At 60.2% G+C, this 23,347-nt stretch carries 22 protein-coding genes; 17 read left to right on the top strand and 5 right to left on the bottom strand.

Annotated features, from left to right (window positions below):
* Positions 1 to 21: 21 nt before the first annotated feature.
* Entirely contained in the window at positions 22 to 2,865 is a 2,844-nt protein-coding gene (gene rapA / locus Q8O69_RS03640; protein WP_305589637.1) for an RNA polymerase-associated protein RapA, read from the bottom strand.
* A 174-nt stretch (positions 2,866 to 3,039) separates the two neighbouring features.
* On the opposite strand from rapA, the gene Q8O69_RS03645 reads away from it, so the two are divergent.
* The 4 genes from Q8O69_RS03645 (at position 3,040) to ccoM (ending at position 4,384) form a co-directional block, all read left to right on the top strand.
* A complete protein-coding gene (locus Q8O69_RS03645) occupies positions 3,040 to 3,339 on the top strand; it encodes an aspartate-semialdehyde dehydrogenase (RefSeq protein WP_305589639.1) in 300 nt (99 codons plus the stop codon).
* Between the two features lie 11 nt (positions 3,340 to 3,350).
* Positions 3,351 to 3,953 carry an alpha-ketoglutarate-dependent dioxygenase AlkB gene (locus tag Q8O69_RS03650; RefSeq protein WP_305589700.1) on the top strand — a complete coding sequence of 201 codons (603 nt, stop codon included), beginning with the start codon at positions 3,351 to 3,353 and terminating at the stop codon, positions 3,951 to 3,953.
* Positions 3,950 to 4,111 carry a hypothetical protein gene (locus Q8O69_RS03655; RefSeq protein ID WP_090248299.1) on the top strand — a complete coding sequence of 54 codons (162 nt, stop codon included), beginning with the start codon at positions 3,950 to 3,952 and terminating at the stop codon, positions 4,109 to 4,111. The genes Q8O69_RS03650 and Q8O69_RS03655 overlap by 4 nt, the downstream gene beginning before the upstream one ends.
* 156 nt (positions 4,112 to 4,267) lie before the next feature.
* The gene (gene ccoM, locus Q8O69_RS03660) at positions 4,268 to 4,384 is read left to right on the top strand and encodes a cytochrome c oxidase subunit CcoM (protein ID WP_275941110.1); all 117 of its coding nucleotides are present in this window, start codon (positions 4,268 to 4,270) and stop codon (positions 4,382 to 4,384) included.
* A gap of 92 nt (positions 4,385 to 4,476) precedes the next feature.
* Here ccoM and Q8O69_RS03665 read toward each other — a convergent pair whose 3' ends face one another.
* On the bottom strand, positions 4,477 to 6,408 hold the full coding sequence (locus tag Q8O69_RS03665) for an ATP-binding protein (RefSeq protein ID WP_305589643.1): 1,932 nt from the start codon (positions 6,406 to 6,408) through the stop codon (positions 4,477 to 4,479).
* The gene (locus tag Q8O69_RS03670) at positions 6,401 to 7,087 is read right to left on the bottom strand and encodes a response regulator transcription factor (protein ID WP_305589645.1); all 687 of its coding nucleotides are present in this window, start codon (positions 7,085 to 7,087) and stop codon (positions 6,401 to 6,403) included. Before Q8O69_RS03670 ends, Q8O69_RS03665 begins: the two co-directional genes overlap by 8 nt.
* A gap of 257 nt (positions 7,088 to 7,344) precedes the next feature.
* Between Q8O69_RS03670 and Q8O69_RS03675 the strand changes: the two genes are divergently transcribed.
* The 13 genes from Q8O69_RS03675 to Q8O69_RS03735 all read left to right on the top strand — a co-directional run bounded on the left by Q8O69_RS03675 (position 7,345) and on the right by Q8O69_RS03735 (position 20,820).
* Positions 7,345 to 7,602 (top strand): Flp family type IVb pilin, encoded by a 258-nt coding sequence (locus Q8O69_RS03675; protein ID WP_275961244.1) that lies wholly within the window; start codon positions 7,345 to 7,347, stop codon positions 7,600 to 7,602.
* 51 nt (positions 7,603 to 7,653) lie between these two features.
* Positions 7,654 to 9,597, top strand: a complete 1,944-nt coding sequence (locus Q8O69_RS03680) for a hypothetical protein (protein WP_305589648.1) — start codon at positions 7,654 to 7,656, stop codon at positions 9,595 to 9,597.
* A gap of 29 nt (positions 9,598 to 9,626) precedes the next feature.
* Complete coding sequence (locus tag Q8O69_RS03685; protein WP_305589650.1) at positions 9,627 to 10,511, top strand: hypothetical protein; 885 nt, start codon at positions 9,627 to 9,629, stop codon at positions 10,509 to 10,511.
* 3 nt (positions 10,512 to 10,514) lie between these two features.
* Positions 10,515 to 11,180: a hypothetical protein gene (locus tag Q8O69_RS03690; RefSeq protein WP_305589652.1), complete on the top strand. Its 666-nt coding sequence runs from the start codon at positions 10,515 to 10,517 to the stop codon at positions 11,178 to 11,180.
* Positions 11,180 to 12,208 (top strand): hypothetical protein, encoded by a 1,029-nt coding sequence (locus tag Q8O69_RS03695; protein ID WP_305589654.1) that lies wholly within the window; start codon positions 11,180 to 11,182, stop codon positions 12,206 to 12,208. Before Q8O69_RS03690 ends, Q8O69_RS03695 begins: the two co-directional genes overlap by 1 nt.
* A 120-nt stretch (positions 12,209 to 12,328) precedes the next feature.
* Entirely contained in the window at positions 12,329 to 14,380 is a 2,052-nt protein-coding gene (gene cpaB, locus Q8O69_RS03700; RefSeq protein WP_305589656.1) for a Flp pilus assembly protein CpaB, read from the top strand.
* A 106-nt stretch (positions 14,381 to 14,486) separates the two neighbouring features.
* Positions 14,487 to 15,938, top strand: coding sequence for a type II and III secretion system protein family protein (locus Q8O69_RS03705; RefSeq protein ID WP_305589658.1), 1,452 nt, complete (start codon positions 14,487 to 14,489; stop codon positions 15,936 to 15,938).
* 9 nt (positions 15,939 to 15,947) lie between these two features.
* Positions 15,948 to 17,585, top strand: a complete 1,638-nt coding sequence (locus tag Q8O69_RS03710; RefSeq protein ID WP_305589660.1) for an ATPase, T2SS/T4P/T4SS family — start codon at positions 15,948 to 15,950, stop codon at positions 17,583 to 17,585.
* Complete coding sequence (locus tag Q8O69_RS03715) at positions 17,586 to 18,443, top strand: type II secretion system F family protein (RefSeq protein ID WP_305589662.1); 858 nt, start codon at positions 17,586 to 17,588, stop codon at positions 18,441 to 18,443.
* 2 nt (positions 18,444 to 18,445) lie between these two features.
* Complete coding sequence (locus Q8O69_RS03720; RefSeq protein ID WP_305589664.1) at positions 18,446 to 19,324, top strand: type II secretion system F family protein; 879 nt, start codon at positions 18,446 to 18,448, stop codon at positions 19,322 to 19,324.
* On the top strand, positions 19,324 to 19,683 hold the full coding sequence (locus Q8O69_RS03725) for a DUF192 domain-containing protein (RefSeq protein WP_305589666.1): 360 nt from the start codon (positions 19,324 to 19,326) through the stop codon (positions 19,681 to 19,683). The genes Q8O69_RS03720 and Q8O69_RS03725 overlap by 1 nt, the downstream gene beginning before the upstream one ends.
* Positions 19,671 to 20,123: a tetratricopeptide repeat protein gene (locus tag Q8O69_RS03730; protein WP_305589668.1), complete on the top strand. Its 453-nt coding sequence runs from the start codon at positions 19,671 to 19,673 to the stop codon at positions 20,121 to 20,123. Before Q8O69_RS03725 ends, Q8O69_RS03730 begins: the two co-directional genes overlap by 13 nt.
* 22 nt (positions 20,124 to 20,145) lie before the next feature.
* Positions 20,146 to 20,820 (top strand): TadE/TadG family type IV pilus assembly protein, encoded by a 675-nt coding sequence (locus Q8O69_RS03735; protein WP_305589702.1) that lies wholly within the window; start codon positions 20,146 to 20,148, stop codon positions 20,818 to 20,820.
* A 9-nt stretch (positions 20,821 to 20,829) separates the two neighbouring features.
* Here Q8O69_RS03735 and glpD read toward each other — a convergent pair whose 3' ends face one another.
* Positions 20,830 to 22,371 (bottom strand): glycerol-3-phosphate dehydrogenase, encoded by a 1,542-nt coding sequence (gene glpD / locus Q8O69_RS03740; RefSeq protein ID WP_305589670.1) that lies wholly within the window; start codon positions 22,369 to 22,371, stop codon positions 20,830 to 20,832.
* A 138-nt stretch (positions 22,372 to 22,509) separates the two neighbouring features.
* A complete protein-coding gene (locus tag Q8O69_RS03745) occupies positions 22,510 to 23,268 on the bottom strand; it encodes a DeoR family transcriptional regulator (protein WP_275961258.1) in 759 nt (252 codons plus the stop codon).
* Positions 23,269 to 23,347: the final 79 nt, after the last annotated feature.

A 23,347-nucleotide genomic window follows, 5' to 3' on the forward strand; every position in this document is an offset into this window, starting at 1 on the left:
CCTGATGCTCATTTGCAACGCTTAGCCGGCGACCAGCACGCGAATGGCTTCGAGTCGCAACGCCGCTTTATCGAGCATGGCCAGGCCTTGCTCGCGCAGTTGGCGCAGGGCGTTCAGTTCGCTGTCGCGCACGCTGGGGTTGACCGCTTGCAGGGCGATCAGGCGCGCCAATTCCTCATCGGTTTCAGCGGCCAGGCGGCGCTTGGCTTCGTCTACGCGTTCGCTATGGCGTGGCACCACCTTGCCTTCGCCGGCGTTGATCAGCGGGTTGAGGCTGTCGCGCTGGGCCTGAACAAACTTGTTGGCGCTGGCGCGCGGCACGGTTTCCAGCTGCTCGTTGAGCTTCTCGAACGAGACCTTGGCCGCCAGGTCGTTGCCGTTGGCATCAAGCAGGCAGCGCAGGGCGATAGGCGGCAGGTAGCGGCCCAGTTGCAGCGCGCGCGGGGCGACCACTTCGCTGACATACAGCAGTTCCAGCAGCACGGTGCCGGGTTTCAGCGCCTTGTTCTTGATCAACGCGACGCCGGTGTTGCCCATCGAGCCGGAGCGCACCAGGTCCATGCCGCCTTGCACCATGGGGTGTTCCCAGGTGAGGAATTGCATGTCCTCGCGGGCCAGGGCCAGGTCGCGGTCGTAGGTGATGGTCACGCCTTCGTCGTCACCCAGGGGGAAGCTGGCATCCAGCATTTTTTCGCTGGGACGCAGGATCAGCGCGTTGTCGGAATGGTCTTCGCTGTCGATGCCAAAGGCGTCGAACAGCTGCTCCATATAGATCGGCAGGGCGAACTGGTCGTCTTGCTCGAGAATCGCCTCAACCAATGCCTCGCCTTCGCCAGCACCGCCGGAGTTGAGCTCCAGCAGGCGATCACGGCCGGCGTGCAACTCGCCTTCCAAACGCAGACGCTCGGTCTTGGCTTCGTCGACCAGGGCCTGCCACTCGCCGTCATCGCCGCTTTCCAGCAGCGGCAGCAAACGGCTGCCAAACTGATGTTGCAGGGCGTTGCCGGTCGGGCAGGTGGCGAGGAAGGCGTTCAGCGCCAGGTGATACCACTGGAACAGGCGTTCCTGCGGACTGTTTTCCAGGTACGGCACGTGCAACTGGATGCGGTGCTTCTGACCGATACGGTCGAGACGGCCGATGCGCTGCTCAAGCAGGTCCGGGTGGGCCGGCAGATCGAACAGCACCAGGTGGTGGGCAAACTGGAAGTTACGACCTTCCGAGCCAATTTCCGAGCAGATCAGCACTTGGGCGCCGAACTCTTCATCAGCGAAGTAGGCTGCCGCGCGGTCACGCTCAAGGATGCTCATGCCTTCGTGGAATACGGTGGCCGGGATGCCTTTGCGCACGCGCAGGGCGTCTTCCAGGTCCATGGCTGTTTCGGCGTGGGCGCAGATCACCAGCACCTTGAACTTCTTGAGCATCTTCAGCGTGTCGATCAGCCATTCGACGCGCGGATCGAATTTCCACCAGCGCTGTTCTTCATCGACATCCGGCTGCGCCTGGTAGCTGACTTCCGGGTACAGGTCAGCATGCTCACCAATCGGCAGCTCCATATATTCATCGGGGCTGGCCAACGGGTAGGGGTGCAGCTCGCGATCTGGAAAGCCCTGCACGGCGGCGCGGGTGTTACGGAACAGCAGGCGACCGGTGCCGTGGCGATCCAGCAGCTCGCGCACCAGGCGCGCCGAAGCTTCGCTGTCACCGGCATTAACGGCAGTCAGCAGCTCTTCGCCGCTGGCGCCGAGGAAATCGTGAATGGTCTTGTGCGCAGCAGCGGACAAGCGGCCCTGGTCGAGCAGTTCCTGCACGGCTTCGGCAATCGGCTTGTAGTGCTCGCTCTCGGCGCGGAAGGCGGTCAGATCATGGAAACGGTTCGGGTCGAGCAGGCGCAGGCGGGCGAAGTGGCTGTCCTGGCCGAGCTGCTCGGGGGTGGCGGTGAGCAGCAGCACGCCAGGGATGACCTGGGCCAGCTGTTCGACCAGGGCGTACTCGGGGCTAGCGTGTTCCGGGTGCCAGACTAGGTGGTGCGCTTCGTCGACCACCATCAGGTCCCAGCCGGCGGCAAACAGCGCGTCCTGGGCTTTTTCGTCCTCGCACAGCCATTCCAGGGCGACCAGGGCCAGCTGGCAGTCTTCGAATGGGTTGCTGGCGTCGCTTTCGATAAAGCGCTCTTCATCGAACAGTGCGACATCCAGGTTGAAACGCCGGCGCATTTCCACCAGCCACTGGTGCTGGAGGTTTTCCGGCACCAGGATCAGTACGCGGTTGGCGCGCCCGGAGAGCAGCTGGCGATGGATTACCAGGCCGGCTTCGATGGTTTTGCCCAGGCCTACTTCGTCGGCGAGCAATACGCGCGGGGCGATGCGGTCGGCCACTTCACGGGCGATGTGCAGCTGGTGCGCAATTGGCTGTGCACGCACGCCGCCCAGGCCCCAGAGGCTGGATTGCAACTGGCGGCTGGTGTAATCCAGGGTGTGGTAGCGCAGGGCGAACCAGGGCAGCGGGTCGATCTGCCCGGCAAACAGGCGATCACTGGCCAGGCGGAACTGGATAAAATTCGACAGCTGGGTTTCCGGTAGGGTGACGCTTTCATGCTGCGCATTGAGGCCGTGATAGACCAGCAGACCGTCGATGTCGTCGACTTCCTGCACGGTCAGCTTCCAGCCCTCGAAGTGGGTGATTTCATCGCCCGGCGAGAAGCGTACGCGGGTCAATGGCGCATTGCGCAGGGCGTACTGGCGAGTTTCGCCGGTGGCCGGGTAGAGCACGGTGAGCATGCGGCCGTCCTGCATCAGAACGGTTCCCAGCCCCAGCTCCGCTTCGCTGTCACTGATCCAGCGTTGCCCCGGTTCATACTGCGCCATGCTTGTCTCCCGCGTGAAAAAGCCGACTATGTTAACGCAGCGTCGGGCCCTGGCCAAAGGCGCATTGCTACGCATCGGGCACTTTGTGTGTTTAGGTAGATCAAAAGTGTAGCGAGGCGAGGCTCAAGTCGCGGCTTGGCTGGCCGACAGTCTGACCAAAGGAGGGCTAAATAGATGCTGCCGCCAATCCCCCACAGTCTGGTTCCCGTAACCGTCCAGCACGACGTGGTCAAACCGCGCCCGGAAATTCCGCCGGTGACAGCCACGGCTGAAAGCTCCAAGGAAAGCGGCGTGAGCCTGGACAAGCGCCATCCGCAGGAAGCCGAGATGATGCTGCGCGAGGAGCAGCGCCGCCGTCAGCGCCGTCACGGTTACACCCCTGAAGAGCTTGCCGAAGGCGAAGTGGCCGAGGCCGATGAAGCTGTGGTCGGCGAGTTGCCGCGCCAGGGGCTATGGGTGGATGTGGAAGTTTGAGTGATTTAGCCGTGGATCTATTTGCCGACAGCCCCTTGCCGCTGCCCAACGCCGATTTGCAGCTGCAGGCGCAGTGGCTGGATGCGGCGACTGCCGATCACTGGCTGGCCGAGTTGAGCGCGCAGACGCCTTGGCAGCAGCCGCAGGTGCAGATTTACGGGCGGCAATTACCGGTGCCGCGTTTGGTGGCCTGGTATGGCGATGCCGAGGCCAGTTATCGCTACTCAGGCTTAACCCATCAACCATTGCCCTGGACGCCGCTGCTGGCGTTGATTCGTGCGCAGGTGGAACAGGCCGTCGGGCAGCCGTTGAATGGTGTGTTGCTCAACTATTACCGCGATGGCCAGGACTCCATGGGCTGGCACAGCGATGATGAAGCCGAGCTGGGCGCTAATCCGCTGATCGCTTCCCTGAATCTGGGCGGCACCCGGCGCTTCGATCTGCGCCGTAAAGGGCAGAGCCGTATCGAGCATTCGTTGCCGCTGCAACATGGTTCGCTGCTGGTCATGCGTGGGCCAACCCAGCATCATTGGCAGCACCAAGTGGCGAAGACGCGCAGCCCCTGCGCGCCACGTCTGAACCTGACCTTTCGTTTGATCAAGCCCACCCCATGAGCAAAGACGACAAGCTGATTGATTTCGCCGCCGAGCGCGACAAGCGCATCCATGACCTGCGCGACAAGAAACTCAATGAAATGCGCGATGCCTTCGAGCAGGCCCTGCCGTTGCCCAAAGGCAAGAAAAAGCCCAAGGGCAAACCGAAAAAGCCTTGAGGCGGCTCCGTTAGAGGCTGATTTGTTGATCTGGATCAGCTAAGCCCCGCCTCATCCGGTCCGTGCCCGCCGCTTGTTGATCTGGATCAATAGCGCCCCTGCAGCCCCTGTTAATTTGAAGCCATACCCACACAGGCTTCACAGCAGGAGGCAACCATGTTTATCGATGTCGTAGTTCTCGCCGGTATCGGCACCGTCGGTCTGATGGTCGCCTTCTTCGCCGGTGTCGGTTATTTCATCTGGCAGGATTCGCACAAGCGCAAGCAGGGCTGATTCTGTTGTAAGGGGCACGCAAGGCAATTTGGGCGACTTAGGTCGCCTTTTTTTATATCTGTTCCCCAGTGCTATTTAACAAGGCTTATATTTTATTGCGGGCATTCGCTTATATGGCTATTACGCTCAGTTGCGACGATAGGCAGCGTTAATGTGACAGTTACCCCAGTCGTGGTGGAATGCCAGAGAACTTCAGCGCCTATTGAGGCAGCGCGGCGTTGTTGATTCTTAAGTCCTTTGCCGTTAAATAACACGGACTGTTCTGCGCTAAAACCCTGGCCGTTATCTATGATGATGACTCTGATATGAGTCGCATCAGAAGATGTGGTAATGCGAATTTCCGTAGCGTTGGTGTGCTTGATGATGTTGGAGAATGTCTCTTGTAGAATGCGCAAGATGTGTAATGCATTGCGCGGGTCAAGCCAGTCAAGCGCGGGCACGTTTTGAATATCCCAGCGCAAGCGTATGCCGGCACTTTCCAGGCGAGGTGTTAGGCGAAATCTTAATGTCGCCATCAGCAGTAACAGGTCGGCCTCTACCGGCTCCATGGAATCTATGGTCAGTTTCAGGTCTTCGATGCAGTTTTTCAGTACATCGGTCAGTGAAGACGCATCAAGGTGACCTTTCTCAGCCTCCAGTAATGCAATGATCAGTGAAGAACCCATGCCGTCGTGCATATCTTGCATAAGCCGCTGACGTTCATTACTGAGTGTTTGCCGATGTTCTATTACGCGTAGGCGTTGATGGCTGTTCTTTAACTCGTCCTCGCGCTCTTGTAGGCGGAAAGCCAAGCTGGCATTGGTGCTTTTGACGTTTTCATTAGCTTTGAGAAAACGCCGAAAAATAATGCTCATGACAATCAGGAATGCGCCGATGTTGCTGTAAGGGCCGAGATAAATAGATTCGATACTTAAATAGTTGTTTTGCAGTAACCAATCATGGCAGCCCAGCAACATACCTGCTATTGCCCAGCCGCTTAATAACAATCCATCATTGCAATTTTCCTGCTTTGATTTGTATGCGCCGAATCCTGCTACTAAAGATCCGGTGATGATCAAGGCGAAGTAAATCAGTGGCGACAGTGCATAGGCATTCAGTAGTCCGGAAAGCATTGGCAGAGTCAGCACTCCAGCTACAAATGTAACCAAGATGACTAGTGCGCTTAGCCAGCGGCTGGGGCGGTGGTGAAGGCTTTGCAGGAAGAAGTGAGTAACTAATACCATCCAGAATAGTGAGTTTATGGTTAGCCAACTGAACCAGGACTCCGCTATGGGTAGCTCACGCTCGCCGACGTAATAATGGAGTGTGCGAATAAACGAGGCGATTGAGATAAAGAAAAATAATAGGTAGGAGTGCTCGCTGCGTAATCGGCACCAAACAAAAAAAGAGAATAAGCCAACTGCTAGAAAAACCACGCTACTGGTATACGGCAGCTGGACCTGTAGCAAGTATCGAAGCCGGTAACGCCAGTTCAGGCTGCTGCTTTCTTGCACCCATATAGAGGAAATACCGCCACCCGAATCGCTCGGGCGTTGGATGCGCAAAAGGATAGTGCTGGGGCTGGGTGTGTTGGCTGTTGCATTTAACGGGATGCTTAGGGGGATATTCCAGCCATTCCAGTACACGCCACCGCTTGACATGTAAATCAGCTGGCCGTCGGCATAAATGGCAAGGTTGCCATCGGTTTTCCAGCGTGGAATGTAGAGTTGTTTTTGTGTTTCTGAGGCTGAAGCTGGTAGTTGCAGGCGATACCAGGTTTCTATTGTGGCTGTTCTTTTATGTTCATGCAGGGCAGAGGAAGGAATCAATTGCCGGGTCAGTGCGTGTGGAAGATCAACAGTGGCCCAGTTATCAGGCAGCACTCGTTCATTAATTACTTGAGGTGGGGCGCTAAAATCTTGCGCGGGGATATTGAGTATGTGCGCGGTGGTAATGTGTAAGGGCGATTCAGTCGCAGTGGCTGCAGGAATATATGCGGCTAGCAGTGCAGTTATGAGAAAGATTCCTGACCATTGCTTAGGCACCCAGTAATCCTTGGCTGCGCGCTTCGTAGATCGCTTCTGTTTTCGAGCTCACTTCAAGTTTCTTATAAATTCGTCGTACAAAGGTCAGAACAGTATGGCGTGATACGTTCATTAATCCGGCAATCTCATCCGAATTAAAGCCTTTGGTAATGTATTCCAGTACCTGCTGTTCTCGTGTCGAAAGTCGCGCACGGCTGGTGCTGGGTGAAGTCGCTGCCAAAGGCTGCGTTGTATCTTCTTGGCGAAAACGCATCAGTATCTGGCGGGCGATCAGGGGGCTGATCGGGCTGCCACCCTGGTGCAGGCTGCGAATTTCTGAGGCAATGCTGGCGGTACTGCTGTCTTTAAGCAGATAGCCCGTCGCGCCGGCCTCAAGCGACTGCATGACATGCATCTCATCGCCAAAAGCGGTGCTGACCATGATGTTGCACTCAGGCCATTTGCTATGGGCGGCACGAATGACATCGATCCCCGAACCGTCGGGCAGGCCGAGATCGACCAGCAGGACATCCGCTGGCGCATGGTTGAGGATCTTTAAGCCCTCAGCGCGCGTGCTCAATACGGCCACCAGTTGCATATCTGGCGCTGTGGTGAAGGTATGCCGCAGTGCTTGCTGAAACGCTACATCGTCCTCAACCAGGATCACTCGAATCGGCATGCTGTCATTTTCGCTGCGCATCTTGATCCTGAATGAGACGAGTTTATTGCCGCGATAGTAGCGCAGCTAATTGGGCGGTATTGCCTTAACAGATTAAGGCGGCAGGTTTATCTGTAGCTATAAATGGGGACATACGGCTCGGGATACCTTCGCTTAGCATCGCTGTGACAAGAAGGGCGCTTGTGGCAAGCACGCCGAACATGACCGCCCCAGGCCAGCCAGTGGCCACGCCAGCATCCATACATCCCAAACACTCGGCCTAGTTCAGAGGAAGCACCATGTCCATTAAGTTGCGCGCTCGTCAGTTGGGCCAAGGCATGACCGAGTACATCATCATCGTGGCGCTGATCGCGATCTCGGCCATTGTGGTTTACAACCTGTTTGGCAGTACTGTGCGCGAGCAGGTCGGTGACATGGCTGCGGAGCTGGGTGGTGGCGAAGCCACGCAAGCGGCCGCTACAACGGGTGGCGAAGCGCAGACAGCCGCCGGCGCCAAACACAACCTGAGCAGTTTCAAGCAAGACGAACGCAAGTAATAAGCAGCAGATATCGCGGTTGTGAGCGCGCACCGGCAGTCGGGGCAGGCCATGGTCTTTGGCCTGTTCTTTCTCGGCATCGCGCTGATCGGCCTGATCCTGATGTACAACCACGGGGTATTGACCCGTGATCGTGTTCAGGTCGAGAACGCTGCCGATGCGGCGGCCTACTCGCAAGCCAAGCTGTTTGCCCGTCACCAGAATCTGATCGCCTACACCAACCGCGCTATCGTCGCCAACGAGATGTCGGTCGGTCAGGTGGTGGCTTTGATGTCCTGGTCCAAGCGCTACGCCAATATCCCACGTTGGGTGAACACCTTTCCGCCGTACCAGATCCCCCTTGCACCAGCCCCTAAACCGACAATCGGTGATGTGCTGTCCACTATCACGCTGCCGTATCAGGTTCTTGGCAATGTCACGGGGGCCGCGGCCAAACCGCTGCTCGGCATCTACCCCGACGTGATCTCCAGCTTCAACCTGGTCATGGGCTTCTTTCAGAAGATCTTTGCCGTCGCCACGCTGGAGGCGCAGTTCACCGCCCCAATAAACATTGTGAACCGCCACGAGATGCCGGGAACCAACGACGACATGAAAGTTGTCACCCTCAGCCATCTGTTGCTGGCACAGAACTTCATCCTGACCTACTTCGCCAGCGATCTGAACCTGAGCAGCCTGGCCAGCCAGGCAAAAAGCGCCAGCACGGCCGCCGGTGGCAGTGCGGCCTCATCCGAAGACTTTGTCGCCGACTTTCTCGGCAGCCTTGCCCCCTCGACCATGCTGGTCAATACCGCACCGGAAAAGTACGACAGCAGCAACGCCCAGAATGCCGATAACAGTGCCGCTCGGACGGCAGGCCGCCAGTACGCGGCAATCATGAACAGCAACCGCAATGACTGGCTGGATGCGCGCACCTTCGATGCGACCGTCAGTTTTAGCCCGCCGGAGCTGCCGATTTACCTCGGCTTTATCACGATAAGGTTGGGCTTAAACGTTGAGGTGGGCGTGTTCAACAATGGCGGCACGGCCTATGTCTATAACCCAAAGAGCACGGCCGCTGGCGGCAAAGGTATCCCGCATTACGGCTGGAGCTCTGTCGACTTCAGCTCCATCGGTTTCAAGGTGCAAGTGTTCCTGAAAATTGAAGTCTGTCTGCCTGTTTTCGGCTGCGCCGAGATACTCGACACCGACTTCCCAATCGATATGGGGTTGCCGCTGGGCGGCGGCACGCACCAGCTAGTGGCCAAGGCGGGCGATCAGTTTCTGATTGGTACGCAGTGGGGCAGCCCCACGCAAAACACGCCGCCCGGGAGCCCGCGCCCTTACGGTGAAGCCATGCAAACCGTGCATGCGACGACCTGGGGCTATGGCAACGCGCTGGGGGTCTTTGGTGCCAATCAGGCTGAGGACGTCAACACCGGTTATGGCGGCGCGCCCTCATTCTTCAGCCTTGGCCGTGATTATCAGGGCCGCGGCACCAGCAACGAATTTACCGTGGCGGTGGCCAAGCCGCTGGGCAGCCTGCGCACCAGCGACAACCCTGCCAGCCTGGGACTGGACAGCGGCAAGTTTGCCCTCGATACCCAGGGAGTAAAAGACAACGCGCTGTCGTCGCTGTGGGGCGGGCCCGACAACATGATGACCATCGCTTCGGCGGAGTCCTATTTCGCCCCGCCGCCTGGCCGAGTGGAAAGCCCTAACCAGTTCAGCCCCTTCTGGGATGCCCGCCTGCGTGAGCCGAGCCGCGTGGTGCAGATGATTGCTGCCGGGCAGATCGACCTGATGGCCGTATTGGGCCTGGAAGCTGGCGCCAGCACATCAGCCATTGTTGGCGCGGTGCTCGACCTGGGCCTGAAAAAGCTGATCGAGCCGGGCAAGGATCGGGTGGTCGACAAGCTGCCCTCTGTCATCAGAGGCCCGGTCAAGCCGGTACTCGACAAATTCGTTGATACGGTCACGGGCACCGCCAGCGGTGCTGTCTCCGGGCTGGTGAAATGAGCATGGCCGCTTATGCATGCAGAGCCCGCATGCACGGCCAGGCCATGGCGGAATTTGTCGTGATGGTCGCGGGCGGCGTGCTGCTGTTGTTCGTGCTGGTGCCCGTGGTGGCCAAGCTGGCCGACATGGCCTACACCGCCCAGCAGGTGGCGCGTTATGTGGCCTGGGAACGCACCGTCTGGTTTGACACTGACAAAGCGCCGGGCGAGACCGACGACGGCGATACCGCGCAACGCGGCAACGAAGCGATATTGAAAACTGCGGAAAAACGCCTGATGTCGTATTCCGCGGCGGCTCAGCCCTTCACCGCCGCCGACATCGACGGCAGCCTAAATACCGCCAGCAACCACAGCCTGTGGCGCTGGACGCACGACGGCGGGGCCAAGCCGATGACGGCCACGGGTAGCATGCCGAGCAACTCCAGCCTGAGCGCAGAGGACACACCGTCCTATAGCTACGACGTGATCGGCATTTACAACGATGCTATGGGCGGCGTGATGAAAGTGCTGAGCTTTCTGAAAATCGCCAAGGATGACGACTTTCTGCAGGTGGCCCACGAGACCGAGAACCTCTACAACCCCAGCATCGTCATTCCCGTTTCTATGGCCGGTAGCCGGTTAGGCAGCAAGCCGCTGTTTGGCGGTGCGCTGGACAAGCAGCTGAATATTCGCGCCCAGTCCGCAGTGCTTGCCGACGGCTGGAACGCCCAGGGCGATCATCATTTCAAAGAACGCGCCGACGATTTTGCCGTGGGCACCATGCTCAGTAACCCCCTGATCGAAACCATCATCTCGACCATCGGCATCTTTGAACCCTCGTTCAAGGATGTCGAGTTTGACTATGTCGGCATCGAGCCCATTCCGGATAAGCCGGCCAAATGCACCAACAGCACCGGGTTCTGTTACTTCGAATAGCCTATGAAAATAATCCCGCTGCTCTTCCTCACCTCGTTACTGGCCGCCAATTCGGCGCGGGCCGACTGTGACTACGACGATTTCCCGCTGATGCCGGACATGTTGCTCGCCAGCATCGGCAGCAATATTCAGTGGAACCAGACGCCCATGGCCGGGCGCAGTTTTCGTGTGCCGGCCAACCTGGCGACCGTCAAAGACTTTTACACCAAGGCCTGGGCCGACGGGGTCGATTTCTCGGCGTTCAACGGCTGGGAGCAGATCCTGCACATCAATCAACACTGCATGATGCTGATCCAGGTAAAGCGCCAGAACGACCGCTACAGCTACGGCCAGCTGCTTATCACCAACCCACCGGGCAAAGCTGTCGTGGCTCAAGTGCTGGGGGACGGGATGCCGGTGCCGCCAGGTGCCCAGGTGATCAGTGACATGCGCAGCGACGACGATATTCGCCAAGGCCGCATGGTGTTGCTGCTCAACGCAGAGGACATGCACACCACGGCCCGTTGGTACGAAACCGAGCTCAAGCAGCAAGGCTGGAGCCTGGAGCAGCGCAGCCAGCAGGCCAACGGCGTGGTGCTCAGCTATAGCCGCAAGCGTGAGCTGATGACGGTCGGCCTGTTACGCCATCAGGACAAGACCCAGATCCTGGTCAACCGGATGGATCGCTGATGAAGGCCCAGCGCGGACAGTCCATGACCGAGTACCTGGTGGTGCTCGGCGTCACCGGCGCGGCACTGATGCTGGCGGGCAATGATGTCGAGCGCCTGTTCGATAACGTGCGCAGCAGCTACAAAACCTACTCCAGCGAGATGAACAAGGTTCAGCTGTACAACAACGAAGCCGTGCGCTTCCTCGACCCCAGCCCGGATGACGACTTCGATGACGGCCAACCTGAATCACCGCCACCGAGCGATACGGAACAGCCCGCCAGCGACGCGCTCGCGGTACTCAACGAGGTATATGACGCTAATGGCATGTACGTCGGACGCGTAGTCAATGACCAACTGGTTGCGGCCAATGGCGATGTGATCGGCACGTACGCCCTCGATGCATCGGGCAACAGCATTCTGCTTGATGCCAATGGCCAGGTTCTCTATCCCGGCTTCAGCATTAGCCAGGTCTTCGTCGACAGCACTGGCAAGCCCCTGGTGCTGCAAGCCCTGGCCAACGCCAACGGTGAGGTGCTGGGTTTTGCCTATCTGGAACGTAACAAGTACTACAACGCCGTCACCGGCAAGGCGCTGGTCAAACAACCCCAAGGGCTGACGCCCATCGCCACCCGTGACGTGCTGATGTACGCCCCTGATGGCAAAACCTTCGTCGCCGCTTATGAAGCGGCGGGCCTGGTGTATGCCAAGAGCGATGCGCTGATCAGCAGCAGTGGCACATTCACCAGCCCCCGCAAAATAACCGGCGAGCTGGTCAGTCTGTATCTCGCCCCGGAGACCGAGGCCGCCTGGAGCAAACATTCACTGTGCATCGTGCGCAGCTATGGCTGGGCCGCCGAGCAGGTCAGCCCCTTGCCGGCAGAAGGCGCAAGCGTGGCCATTGGCAGCAGTGTGTATGGCCAGTTCAACGCCCCCGAGGCTCAACTCAGTTACGTAGACAGTACGGCGGATGCCTGCAAGGCACGCTTCTCCGTGCTGCAAACCAAGGTTCCGAATAGCGCAACGCAGTGGTCGCTGCGGCGCAACTGATGGGCACGCGCCATCCAAGCCAGACACGCCAGAACAGCTGTAAAGCGTAGAAAACCATAAGAGAAATAGATCAACCATTGCGCACCTGCGCGGACAGCACTTTTTGCACTGGGGAGCACCATGTCATCTGTATCAGGAAAGAAACTGCTGATCATCGCGGTGGCGTGTGGCGTGCTCGCAGGGGCCATGGGCTGGCTGTACCTGAAATCCAAGGAAGCCCAGTACCGCGACGCCTATCGTCCGCCGGTTGAGCAGAAAGTCACGGTGGTCGTGCCCCGGGCCGATATCGGTAAGGCCCAGGCCCTGACCCCGGAACTCGTCGCCACCCTGGATGTGCCCAGTGACTACCTGGCCTCCAATGTCGTCCTGGCCGAGGACTGGCCCAAGCTTGAAGGCCGCATGACGGTTGCGCCGCTGCAGCGCGGCCGGCCCATCAGCTGGGATGCCGTGGAGCAGGAGCGCGTCTCGCGCTTCTCGGAGAACGTCGAGCTGGGCAAGCGGATCAAGACGGTCAAGATCAGCAAGATCAATTCCTTTGACGGCATGCTGCGCCCCGGCGACCACATCGATCTGCTGGGCAGTTTTGCCGCCGGCGATATCGGCCTGCAAAAGCAGCCCAACTATGCCGACGATGTGGTGATCAACATCCTCGAAGACATCATCGTGCTGGCTGCCGGTCGCGAAGATGCCAGCGGCCACAAATACGAGAACTACTACGACCAGAGCACGCCCGACGGCTTCAATATGAACTTTTCCACGCTGTCGCTGATGCTTACGCCGGCGCAGGTGGCCCGGGTTGAGCTGGCGGAAAAGGCCGGGGAAATGGTCGCGGTTCTGCGCCACCCGAAAGACACCAGCATGGCCGCACTGGGCCAGGTCACCGTGGCCAACCTGCTGGACCCACCGCCACAGGAGCTGATCGACGTGGTGGTGGATGCCGACGGCAACCTGATCGGCCGCATTGTGGGTGACAACATTGTTGGCGTCGATGGGCGCATCCTCGGCAAGATCGTCGATGGCCAGGCCGTTGGCTTTGACGGCAACGTGATCGGCAATATTGTGCGTGGTCTCAGTGCCGACGACCCGCTGCTGCGTATGCATGAACGTGCCACGGTGGTGCGCGATGAGCAGGGCAACGTGATCGGCCGCGTGATCGATGGCAAGGTCATCGATGCCCACGGCAACGCCATCGGCACCGTCGTCGATGGCAAAGCCGTTGGCGTTGATGGCAAGCCGCTGGGCAGGGTGCAAACCAATGCTGTGCTCGACAGCCAGGGCCGCGTAGTCGACATGAGCCGCTCGCGAGTGCAGGACCACGCGGCACCACAAAACCAGGAACGCCAGGTCGTGCGTGATGCAGCTGGCAATATTCTCGGCAGGGTGGATGGCGACAAGATCGTCGATGCCGAAGGTAATGTGATCGGTCACCAACGCGACGGTAAGGCCTACGACCTTAACGGTCAGCCGCTCGGCAGCATCAGCACCGTGGTGCAAGACGCCCAAGGCAAGATCATCGGCGAGATGGGGCAAGTGGCGCGCGATGCCGACGGCAAGATCATCGGCCGCGTGGTCGACGGTCAATTGATCGGTGCCGACGGCGACGTGCTCGGCGTCGTCAAGGACGGCCAGGTAATCGGCCGCGATGGCCAGGCAATCGGTCAGGTCGAAAACATTCAGCTCGACAGCAATGGTCGTCCCGTTGAGGGCAACGTGCGGGTGGCCCGCGATGCCAGCGGCAAGGTGCTCGGCACCCTGGTGGGTGACGAGATTATCGATGCTCAGGGCCGCAAGGTCGGCAGCGTCAAGAATGGCGAAGTCCGCGATCTGGCGGGGCAGGTGCTGGCCGGTGCCCAGGTGGCGGTCCAGGGCGACGCCAAGGTCGTGGTACGCGATGCCGAGGGCAACGTTATCGGCACTTTGCGCGGCGACACCCTTTACGGCGCTGACGGCAAGGCCACCGGAAAACTGCTCAACGGCAAGCTCGTCGATGGCAACGGTAACGTACTGGCCAGCGGCCTGACGGTGGCCGCTGAATCGGCCGCCAACCTGCCCGGCGAGCAGTCGGGTAAAGCGCGCAACAAGCGCCTGGAACCTACCCGCATGATCCAGTTCATCCCTGGCGGCACAGGCACCGCTGGGGTTATTCCGGTGCAGACCCTGCGCCTTGAATAACCCTCACCACTGCGCGCGGGCTGTGTCCGCGCCGGCTCACTCAATTGCACACGCTGGGGCGACAATGAAAAGGCTACGAGTGTTATCGATAGTGTGCGGTGCCGCGATGGCCCTGCAGGTTCAGGCCGACGAGATTCCCGCAGCGATGGTGCTGTACGACGGCGATGTCCATGTGCTGCTGGCACCCGGCGTGGAACGTGTGGCCGTCGGCAATGTGGCGATCATCAGCGCCACCATGCTGAAGAACGAAGAGGTGGTGATCACCGCAGAAACACCGGGGGAAACCACGGTGCAGTTGTGGTTTGAAGGCAACCAGCGCAAGCAGGTCAGCGTGGTCGTCGCCAAGGCCAATGGTTACCGCCAGATCGGCGAGTTGCGCGCCTTGTTGTCGGATATCCCGGGGCTGCGCATTCGCACCGTGGGTCGCCAGGTGGTGCTCGATGGTCGCCTGAGTAGTGAGTATCTGGCGCGCGTCAAGGAAGCCGCCAAGTTCTATGAAAACGTGCTGGTGCTGGCCGAAGAGCAGACCGGCGCCGCCACCAAAGCCGACTCGGCCCAGGTGCTGCAAGAGGTTCAGGCCATGCTCGGGCAGATTCCCGGCATCAAGATCAAAGCCGTAGGCCGGCAGATTGTCATCGACGGCGACTTGCACACCATTGATATCGCCCGAATCGAGCTGCTCAAGACACGCTACCCGGACGTGCTGGTACTCGCTCAACCAATGTCCGAGTTCCTCGCGCCGATGATCTACTTCGACGTGCGCATCACCGAGTTCGCCAAGGACGATGTGGAAGAGCTGGGCGTCAACTGGAGTACCAGCATCAATGGCCCCACGTTCGCCTTCAACGCCGACGGTGGCACCAACAACCTCTACCGCGGCCAGTTCCCCAGTGCCTCCGGCACCTTTGACGACCTCAATGACGCGGTCGGCAATGTCGGTTCCCATGCCTATTGGGGGGTGGCCAGCGAGATCACCTCACGGATCAACCTGCTGGAGAAAAACGGTTCGGCCCTGACACTGGCCTCGCCGCGGCTCAGCGCCCGCAGTGGCGGCAAGGCGGAACTGACCGTTGGCGGCCAAGTGCCGGTGGTGACCAGCAGCATCAACGGCCCCTCGGTGGAGTACAAGGACTTCGGCATCCTGCTCAATATCGAGCCGCAACTGTACGGCGGCGAAACCATCGCCACCCACGTCAAGGCGGAAATCAGCCAGCTGGACAAAGCCAACCAGGTCGGCGAATACCCGGCCTTCAAGACCCGCCGCACCGAGAACGAAGTACAGCTCAAGGTCGGCGAGACCCTGGTGCTGTCCGGCCTGGTGACCGAGGACAGCCAGTCAACCATTGAAGGCATCAAGTGGCTGATGAACATCCCTTACCTCGGCGCCCTGTTTCGCAACAAAAGTTTCAAAGGCAATCGTACCGAGCTGGTGATCTTCATCACTCCGCGCCTGCTCACCGAAGGCGCCGACTCGCCGAACGTCAAAGAGCTCGCCCGTGAGAAGCAGATGATCGAGAAGTACGCCAAAACCGTTGGCAATCTCGAACTGATCGATTGAGGGCTGAGCATGTTTGAAGTTGTGGTCACCTACAAAGGCGGCGAGCCGCTCGACACGCTCACCTGCACCTCGGCGCAATGCGATATAGGCAAGGCGCGCACCGGGCTGGTACGCCTGCGCGGCTGGAAGGTGGCCCCCAGCCACGCGCGCATCGAGCAGTCGCTGGGCGGTTTATTTGTGGAAAATATCAGCCGTGGCAACGAGCTGCTGGTCAATGGCAAACCGGTGGAACGCTTCGGCCCGCTAAGCCCGGAAGACCTGATCGGCATCGGCGCCTATAACCTGCAGGTGCGGGCCGTTGGGCAAATCGAAACCGAGGCCGACACGCCGCTGCCACCGGATGCCGCGATCAGTAGCGGTGAGGACAACGCACCCTACATGGGGTGGTCGCAGTACGTGCAGGCGGAGCTGTTCCGCGCCATGGACCTACGGCGGATGAACCTCGACAGCATGGGCCCGCTGGAAGTGCGCAACAGTCTGTCCGAGTTGATCAACGGCATTACCGAGCAGATCGCCCATCGCCTGCCGGTCAATCTCAGCCGCGAGATTCTGCACAAGATCGTGATCAACGAAGCCGTGGGCCTTGGCCCGCTGGAGGACTTGTTGGCCGACCCTAGCGTCTCGGAAATCATGGTCAACCGTTACGACGATATCTACGTGGAGCGCTCGGGCCGCCTGGAGCGCACCGGTATCAGCTTCAGCTCCGACTCGGCCGTGCTGTCCACTATTGAGCGGATTATCTCGCCGCTGGGCCGGCGCATCGATGAAAGCTCGCCGATGGTCGATGCCCGCCTCAAGGATGGCTCGCGGGTCAACGCCATCATCCCACCGCTGGCGCTGCGTGGACCGTGCCTGACCATCCGCAAATTCTCGGAGAAGAAGCTCACCACTGACGACCTGCTGCGTTACGGTTCGATCAATGAACCCATGGTCGAGTTCCTGCGTATCGCCGTGGAACAACGGATGAACATCGTGGTGTCCGGCGGTACGGGCTCGGGTAAAACCACGCTGCTGAACATTCTCTCCAACTTCATCCCGCTGGATGAACGTGTGGTGACCATCGAAGACGCCGCCGAGTTGAGGCTGGTGCAACCTCATGTGGTCGTCCTGGAAGCACGCCCGGCCAACATGGAAGGCAAGGGCCAGGTGACCATTCGTGACCTGGTGCGTAACTGCCTGCGCATGCGCCCCGACCGCATCGTGGTCGGCGAGTGTCGCGGCGGTGAAGCCCTGGACATGCTGCAGGCAATGAACACAGGCCACGATGGTTCGCTGACCACCGGCCACGCCAACTCGCCGCGCGACATGCTGCGCCGTCTGGAAGTGATGGTGCTGATGGCCGGCATGGATTTACCCGTACAGGCCATTCGCGAGCAGATCTCCTCGGCGGTGCAGCTGATCGTGCAGCAGACGCGCTTTGGCGACGGCTCGCGGCGTATCACCAGCATCACCGAAGTCACCGGCATGGAGCAGAGCACGATTCTGCTCAACGAGATCTTTGCCTACCAGCAGCAGGGCTTCGACGAGCACGGCCGGGTCAAAGGGCATTACCGCGCCACCGGGCAGATCCCCGAGTTCTATGAGGCGCTAAGCAAACGCGGCATTGGTGTAAACATGGACATCTTTCATACCCCGGAGCGCCTCTAAGTGGCCGCCGTGTGGCTGGTGCTGTGCGCGCTGTTGCTGGCCGTCTCGGTCTGCGCGCTGGCCTTGCTGATCAGCCGGCGGGTGGCCGATAACCTGGACCATTACCGCCGGCAGTTTTCCCGTCGCGCCGAGCTGGAAATGGCCGACATGTTCATTTTCACCAGCGGCCGGCAAGTGCTCATCCTCACCTTGGTGCTGCTGTTGCTGGTGCCGGTGCTACTTGAGCTGTTGTTCCAACTGCCGGTGGTCACGGCAGCAGGCATTGTGGTGACCCTGTTCACCCCGCACCTGATGTTCAATCACCTGCGCAAGGCACGGCTGAAGAAGTTCGAAGAGCAGCTGCCCGATGCCTTTATGCTGCTGTCCAGCAGCCTGCAATCCGGTGCCAGCCTGAACATGGCGCTGGAGAATGTGGTGCACCAATCGCCGGCCCCGCTGAACCAGGAGTTTGGCCTGTTGATCAAGAACATCCGCCTCGGCGTCACCCTGGAAGAGGCGCTGATCAAGCTGGAAAAACGCCTGCCGTTGCCCTCATTCATCATGGCCAGCTCGGCCATTCGCATCAGCCGTGAGGTGGGCGGCAACCTGGTGGAAACCATCAACGGCATGGCCGCCATGCTGCGGCGCAAGAAAGTCATGGAGGGCAAGATCGACAGCCTCACCGCCCAGGGCCGCGCCCAGGGCACATTTATGGCCATGCTGCCGATCATGCTGGCCATCATCCTCAGCTTTATTGAGCCGGAAGCCATGCGCCAGCTCTACACCACCCGCAACGGTCTGATGGTGCTGGCGGTGATGGTGGTGATGGAAGTGCTGGGCTTTATGTTTATCAAAAAAATCACCCGGATTGACGCCTGATCATGAGCGAACTTCTTGTCCTGTTCAGCAGCGCCAGCCTGGGGGTAACCGTCACCTGCATCCTGCTCGCGGTGTTGTCGCTGTTTACCCTGTTGCCCGCAGAAAACCGCACCTACATGGACCCGGTGCCCAGCTGGATTCGTCCGATCTGGCCGTTGGTGCGCCTGGTCAGCCATTTTGCCTGCAGCAACCTGCCGCCCAAATTCATGGACTGGCTGGACGTACGCATGCAGCGCACCGGGGCGCTTTATGTGCTCACGGCTGAAGACTTTCTCGCCCTGTGCATCACCATGGCGCTGCTCTTTCCTGCACTGGCGATCCTGCCGATGGCCAGCGGCAAGAGCGGCATCCTCTGGTCGGTGCTGCTGCTGATGCTGCTGATGGGTGCCGCCTTGCCCGTGATGTGGATCAGCGACACGCATAAACGCCGTGACCGCGACATCGTGCGTAACCTGCCGGTGTTTCTCGAATACCTGTCCATGTGCGTCGACGCCGGCCTGAACTTCCTCGGCGCCTTGCAGCAGGCCGTGGACAAAGGCCCGGATGGCGCGATGAAAAACGAATTTCGCATCGTGCTGCGCGACATCCGCTCTGGCCTGCCACGCGCCGAGGCGCTGGCGCGCATGGAGCAACGCATCAACCTGAAGGATGTCACCACCTTCGTGCGCTCGGTGGTGCAGGCCGAGAAGATGGGCAGCAGCCTGCGCAATACCCTGCAGATTCAGGCTCAGCAGCGCCTGGAAGAGCGTTTCCAGCGGGCCGAGAAAACTGCCATGCAGGCTCCCGTGAAGCTGATCATCCCGTTGATCATGTTTATCTTCCCGCTGACCTTCGTGATCTTGCTGTTCCCGATTGTGGTCAAGTTTATGGGGCAAACCTGATGCCTGAAGCCCTCGTCCTGCATGCGCATGCGCATGGCCATCGCCCAGCGAGTCGCTTGCAGCTGCAACTCGCCCACACACCCTGGGCGCGGCTGCGCGGTTTGCTCGGCTACAAAACCCTGCCGGCCGGCCACGGCTTATGGCTGCGGCCGTGTAATTCCGTGCATTGCTGGTTTATGCGTTATGCCATTGATGTGATCTACCTGGATAAGCAACAACGGGTGCTGCAGGTCCGCACACAGCTGCGGCCCTGGCAACTGAGCCTGTGCTGGCCGGCCAACAGCGTTATCGAAATGGCCGCCGGCGAATGCCTGCGGCTGAATATTACAGCGGGGGACCAGATCCAATGCGTGGCTTAATCATCATCGCCCTGAGCGTCGTGTTGCAGGGCTGTGCCGGGCTCGGGCTCGGCAGCTCAAACGACCTGCTCGACCTCGAGCGCCAGGCGCAACAGGCCTACGCCAAAGGTAACTACCCACGTTCCAGCGAGTATTACGGCAAGCTGGTGGCGCAAATGCCCACCGATGCTGACACCCATTATCGCCTGGCCAATAGCCTGGCGCGCGAAGGCAATCATGGCCTGGCGATCCGCACCTATCGCGAAGCCTTGCTACGTGACCCGCAACACGCCGGTGCCTGGTACAACCTGATGCAGCTGCAAGCGCAGGAGCTGACGCTGACCGCCATGGAGGCGCGGCGCTATCTGGACCGGAAAAACCCCAGGGCCCGCACGGCCCTGGAGCGCGCCGAGCAACTGATCGAGGTGTTCGATGAGCACGCCCCAGCCAGCACCGAGTAGCCGGCAAGGGCGTGGGCAAGCGATGGTTGAGTTTTTGATCATCATCCCGGTATTGATCCTGCTGATCTTCGGGGCCTTTCAAGCGACGCTGATCTATTCGGCAAAAAGCGGGCTGAACTACGCGGCCTTCCAGGCGGCACGCCTCGGTGCGGTGAATAACGCGCAATACGAAAGCATGCGCCGTGGCCTGCTGCGCGGCATGTACCCGATGTTTTCGCAGTTTCCGGAAACCGCGCGGATGGATAAAACCGCCGAGGAAGTCGACAACTTTGTGCTGATCACCCGCATCAGTCCGGCGCTCAACAGCTTCAGCGCCTGGCAAGCGCCCCATGCCGGGCTGCTAAGCAGCGGCCAAACTGCTCAAGCCATCCCCAATGACAACCTGATGTACCGCTCGGCCCAACAGAACCCGGTGTCAATTCAAGATGCCAATCTGCTGAAAATACGCGTGCAGTACTGCGTGAAACTGATCGTGCCGATGGTCGAGAGCCTGCTCAGCACTGCCTCGAAATTCAATCAGCGCCAATCCGGCGGCAGCTTCAGCGAGAACTCCAGGCAATCATGGGATCAGTACGCGGCCATTTGTGGCCAGCGCAAGGGGTTTGTCCTGACGTCCGAGGCTACCGTGCGAATGCAGTCGGCAGCCGTCCATGACACGGAAAACTGCGGGGCGGGCAAGAAGATGCTTTGCCCCTGAAACAACCACTCACGCCGCGTGAGCATCTTCCGGGCTGCGCGGTGATTCGATGCGCAGGTAGCTGTCGAGCTTGGCTTGCTGCGCCGGGGTGGTGAACAGGCCGAGCTTGCTGCGCCGCCAGAGAATGTCGTCAGCCTGCATGGCCCATTCTTCCTGGCACAGATAGTCGACTTCACGGGTGTACAGGCCGCCACCCAGGTGTTCGCCGAGATCGCTGAGGTTGCTCACGCCTTTGAGCATCACCCAGCTGCGGCTGCCGTAACTGCTGGCCCAGCGCCGTGCCAGTGAGGTGGGCAGCCAGCCAAAGCGTGCGCACAGCGCTTCCACCAAAGCGCTCTGGCTGTCCAGCTGCTCTGCGCCGGGTAGCAGGCTGCTGGCGGTCCAGCTTGGGCCCATCTTGGGAAAGAACGGCGCCAGTTGCGCCAGCGCCGATTCGGCGAGCTTGCGGTAGGTGGTTAGCTTGCCGCCGAACACCGAGAGCAGCGGCGCTTCGCCAGGGTGGCCAGACAATGACAGGGTGTAGTCGCGGGTGACCGCCGACGGATCGTCCGACTCGTCGTCACACAGCGGCCGCACACCGGCATAGGTGTGCAGGATGTCGCTGCGTTGAGTCTGCTTCTTGAAGTGCGCATTAACCACCTTCAGCAGGTAGTCGGTTTCTTCGTCGCTGATCGCCACCTTGGCCGGGTCACCCTGGTATTCGCGGTCCGTGGTGCCGATCAGGGTGAAGCGCTCCTGATAGGGGATGGCAAACACGATGCGGCGGTCTTCGTTTTGCAGAATGTAGGCCTGCTCGCCATCGAACAGGCGCGGCACGACGATATGGCTGCCCTGGATCAGGCGAATGCCGTAGGGCGATTCCTGTTTCAGATCCTCGCGAATAAACCGCGCCACCCAGGGGCCGGCGGCATTGACCAGGGCGCGAGAGCGAATCGAGAACAGGCTGCCGTCGCTGCGCTCCAGATGGATATGCCACAAGCCCTTGCTGCGCCGCGCGCTGACGCAACGGGTGCGGCTGTGCACGTGGGCGCCTTGCTCGCGGGCGGCCATGGCATTGAGTACCACCAGGCGGGCGTCATCGACCCAGCAATCGGAATATTCGAAACCGCGGCTGATCTCGGCCTGCAGCGGGCTGCCGGCGCCGAAACGCAGGCTGCGTGAACCGGCCAGCTTCTCGCGCTTGCCCAGGTGGTCGTAGAGAAACAGCCCGGCGCGGATCATCCACGCCGGGCGCAGGTGCGGGCGGTGCGGCAGGATAAAGCGCATGGGTTTGACGATATGCGGGGCCTTGTTCAGCAGCACTTCACGCTCGGCCAGTGCCTCACGCACCAGGCGGAACTCGTAGTGCTCCAGGTAGCGCAGGCCGCCGTGGATCAGCTTGCTGCTGGCCGACGAGGTGTGTTGCGCCAGGTCGTCCTTTTCACAAAGGAACACGGACAGGCCGCGCCCGGCTGCATCGGCGGCAATCCCGACACCATTGATGCCGCCGCCGATCACGGCAAGGTCATAGACTTCAGCGAGTGGAGTGTTGCTGGCGGGGCGAGTAGGCATGGCGGCACCGAAAGTCAGTATTGAACCTTTAATGTTCACTTTCGAAAATATGCTAGTCGAATAAACACGGCTTCGCCACCCCGAAATGCGCTTTCGCGCCCAGTGGTCGTTGATTTTTAAGCTAAGGCGGTAGGGGGCTTACACCAGGTCGAGGTGCACCTTGTGCTCGGCGAGCAGGCGATTGATTGCAGCGGAAGGCGCGGCATCGGTGAACACCCGGTCAACCAGGGCCACCGAGCCCAGGCGCACGACGGCATTGCGACCGAACTTGCTGGAGTCGACGGCGAGAAATACCTGGCGCGCATTGCTGATGATCGCCTGGGAGACCCGCACTTCCTGGTAATCGAAGTCGAGCAGGCTGCCGTCTTCATCGATACCACTGATGCCGACCAGGGCGAAATCGACCTTGAACTGCTGAATAAAATCCACCGCCGCCTGGCCCACTACACCGCCGTCGCTGCGCACCGTGCCACCGGCCAGCAACACCTCGAAGTCCGCCTTGGCGCTGAGCTGGGCGGCCACGTGCAGGTTGTTGGTGATGATCTTCAGGCCCTTGTGGCCGAGTAGTTCGCGGGCAATGGCTTCGGTGGTGGTGCCGATGTTGATAAACAGCGAGGCGTGGTTGGGGATCTGCGCTGCAATCGCGGCGGCGATGCGCTGCTTTTCATCGCGCATCTGCCCGGCGCGCATGCTGTAGGCGGTGTTCTGCGTGCTCGAGCTTTCACTGGCTGCGCCGCCGTGGGTGCGACGCAGTAGGCCCTGTTCGGCGAGCTGGTTGATGTCGCGGCGGATGGTCTGCGGGGTGACGGCAAACGCCTGGGCCAACTCGTCGATGCTGACATAGCCGCGTTCGCGGGCGAGTTCGAGAATGTCGTGTTGGCGGGGCGGCAGGGTCATGAAAACTCCTCGGAAGTGCGCGCCATTATAGGCTGTCGCCGCAGCCAATTTGCGGCTAAGGTACGCCAACTTTGTCAGA

Source organism: Pseudomonas sp., from assembly GCF_030690725.1.
Taxonomy (GTDB): domain Bacteria; phylum Pseudomonadota; class Gammaproteobacteria; order Pseudomonadales; family Pseudomonadaceae; genus Aquipseudomonas.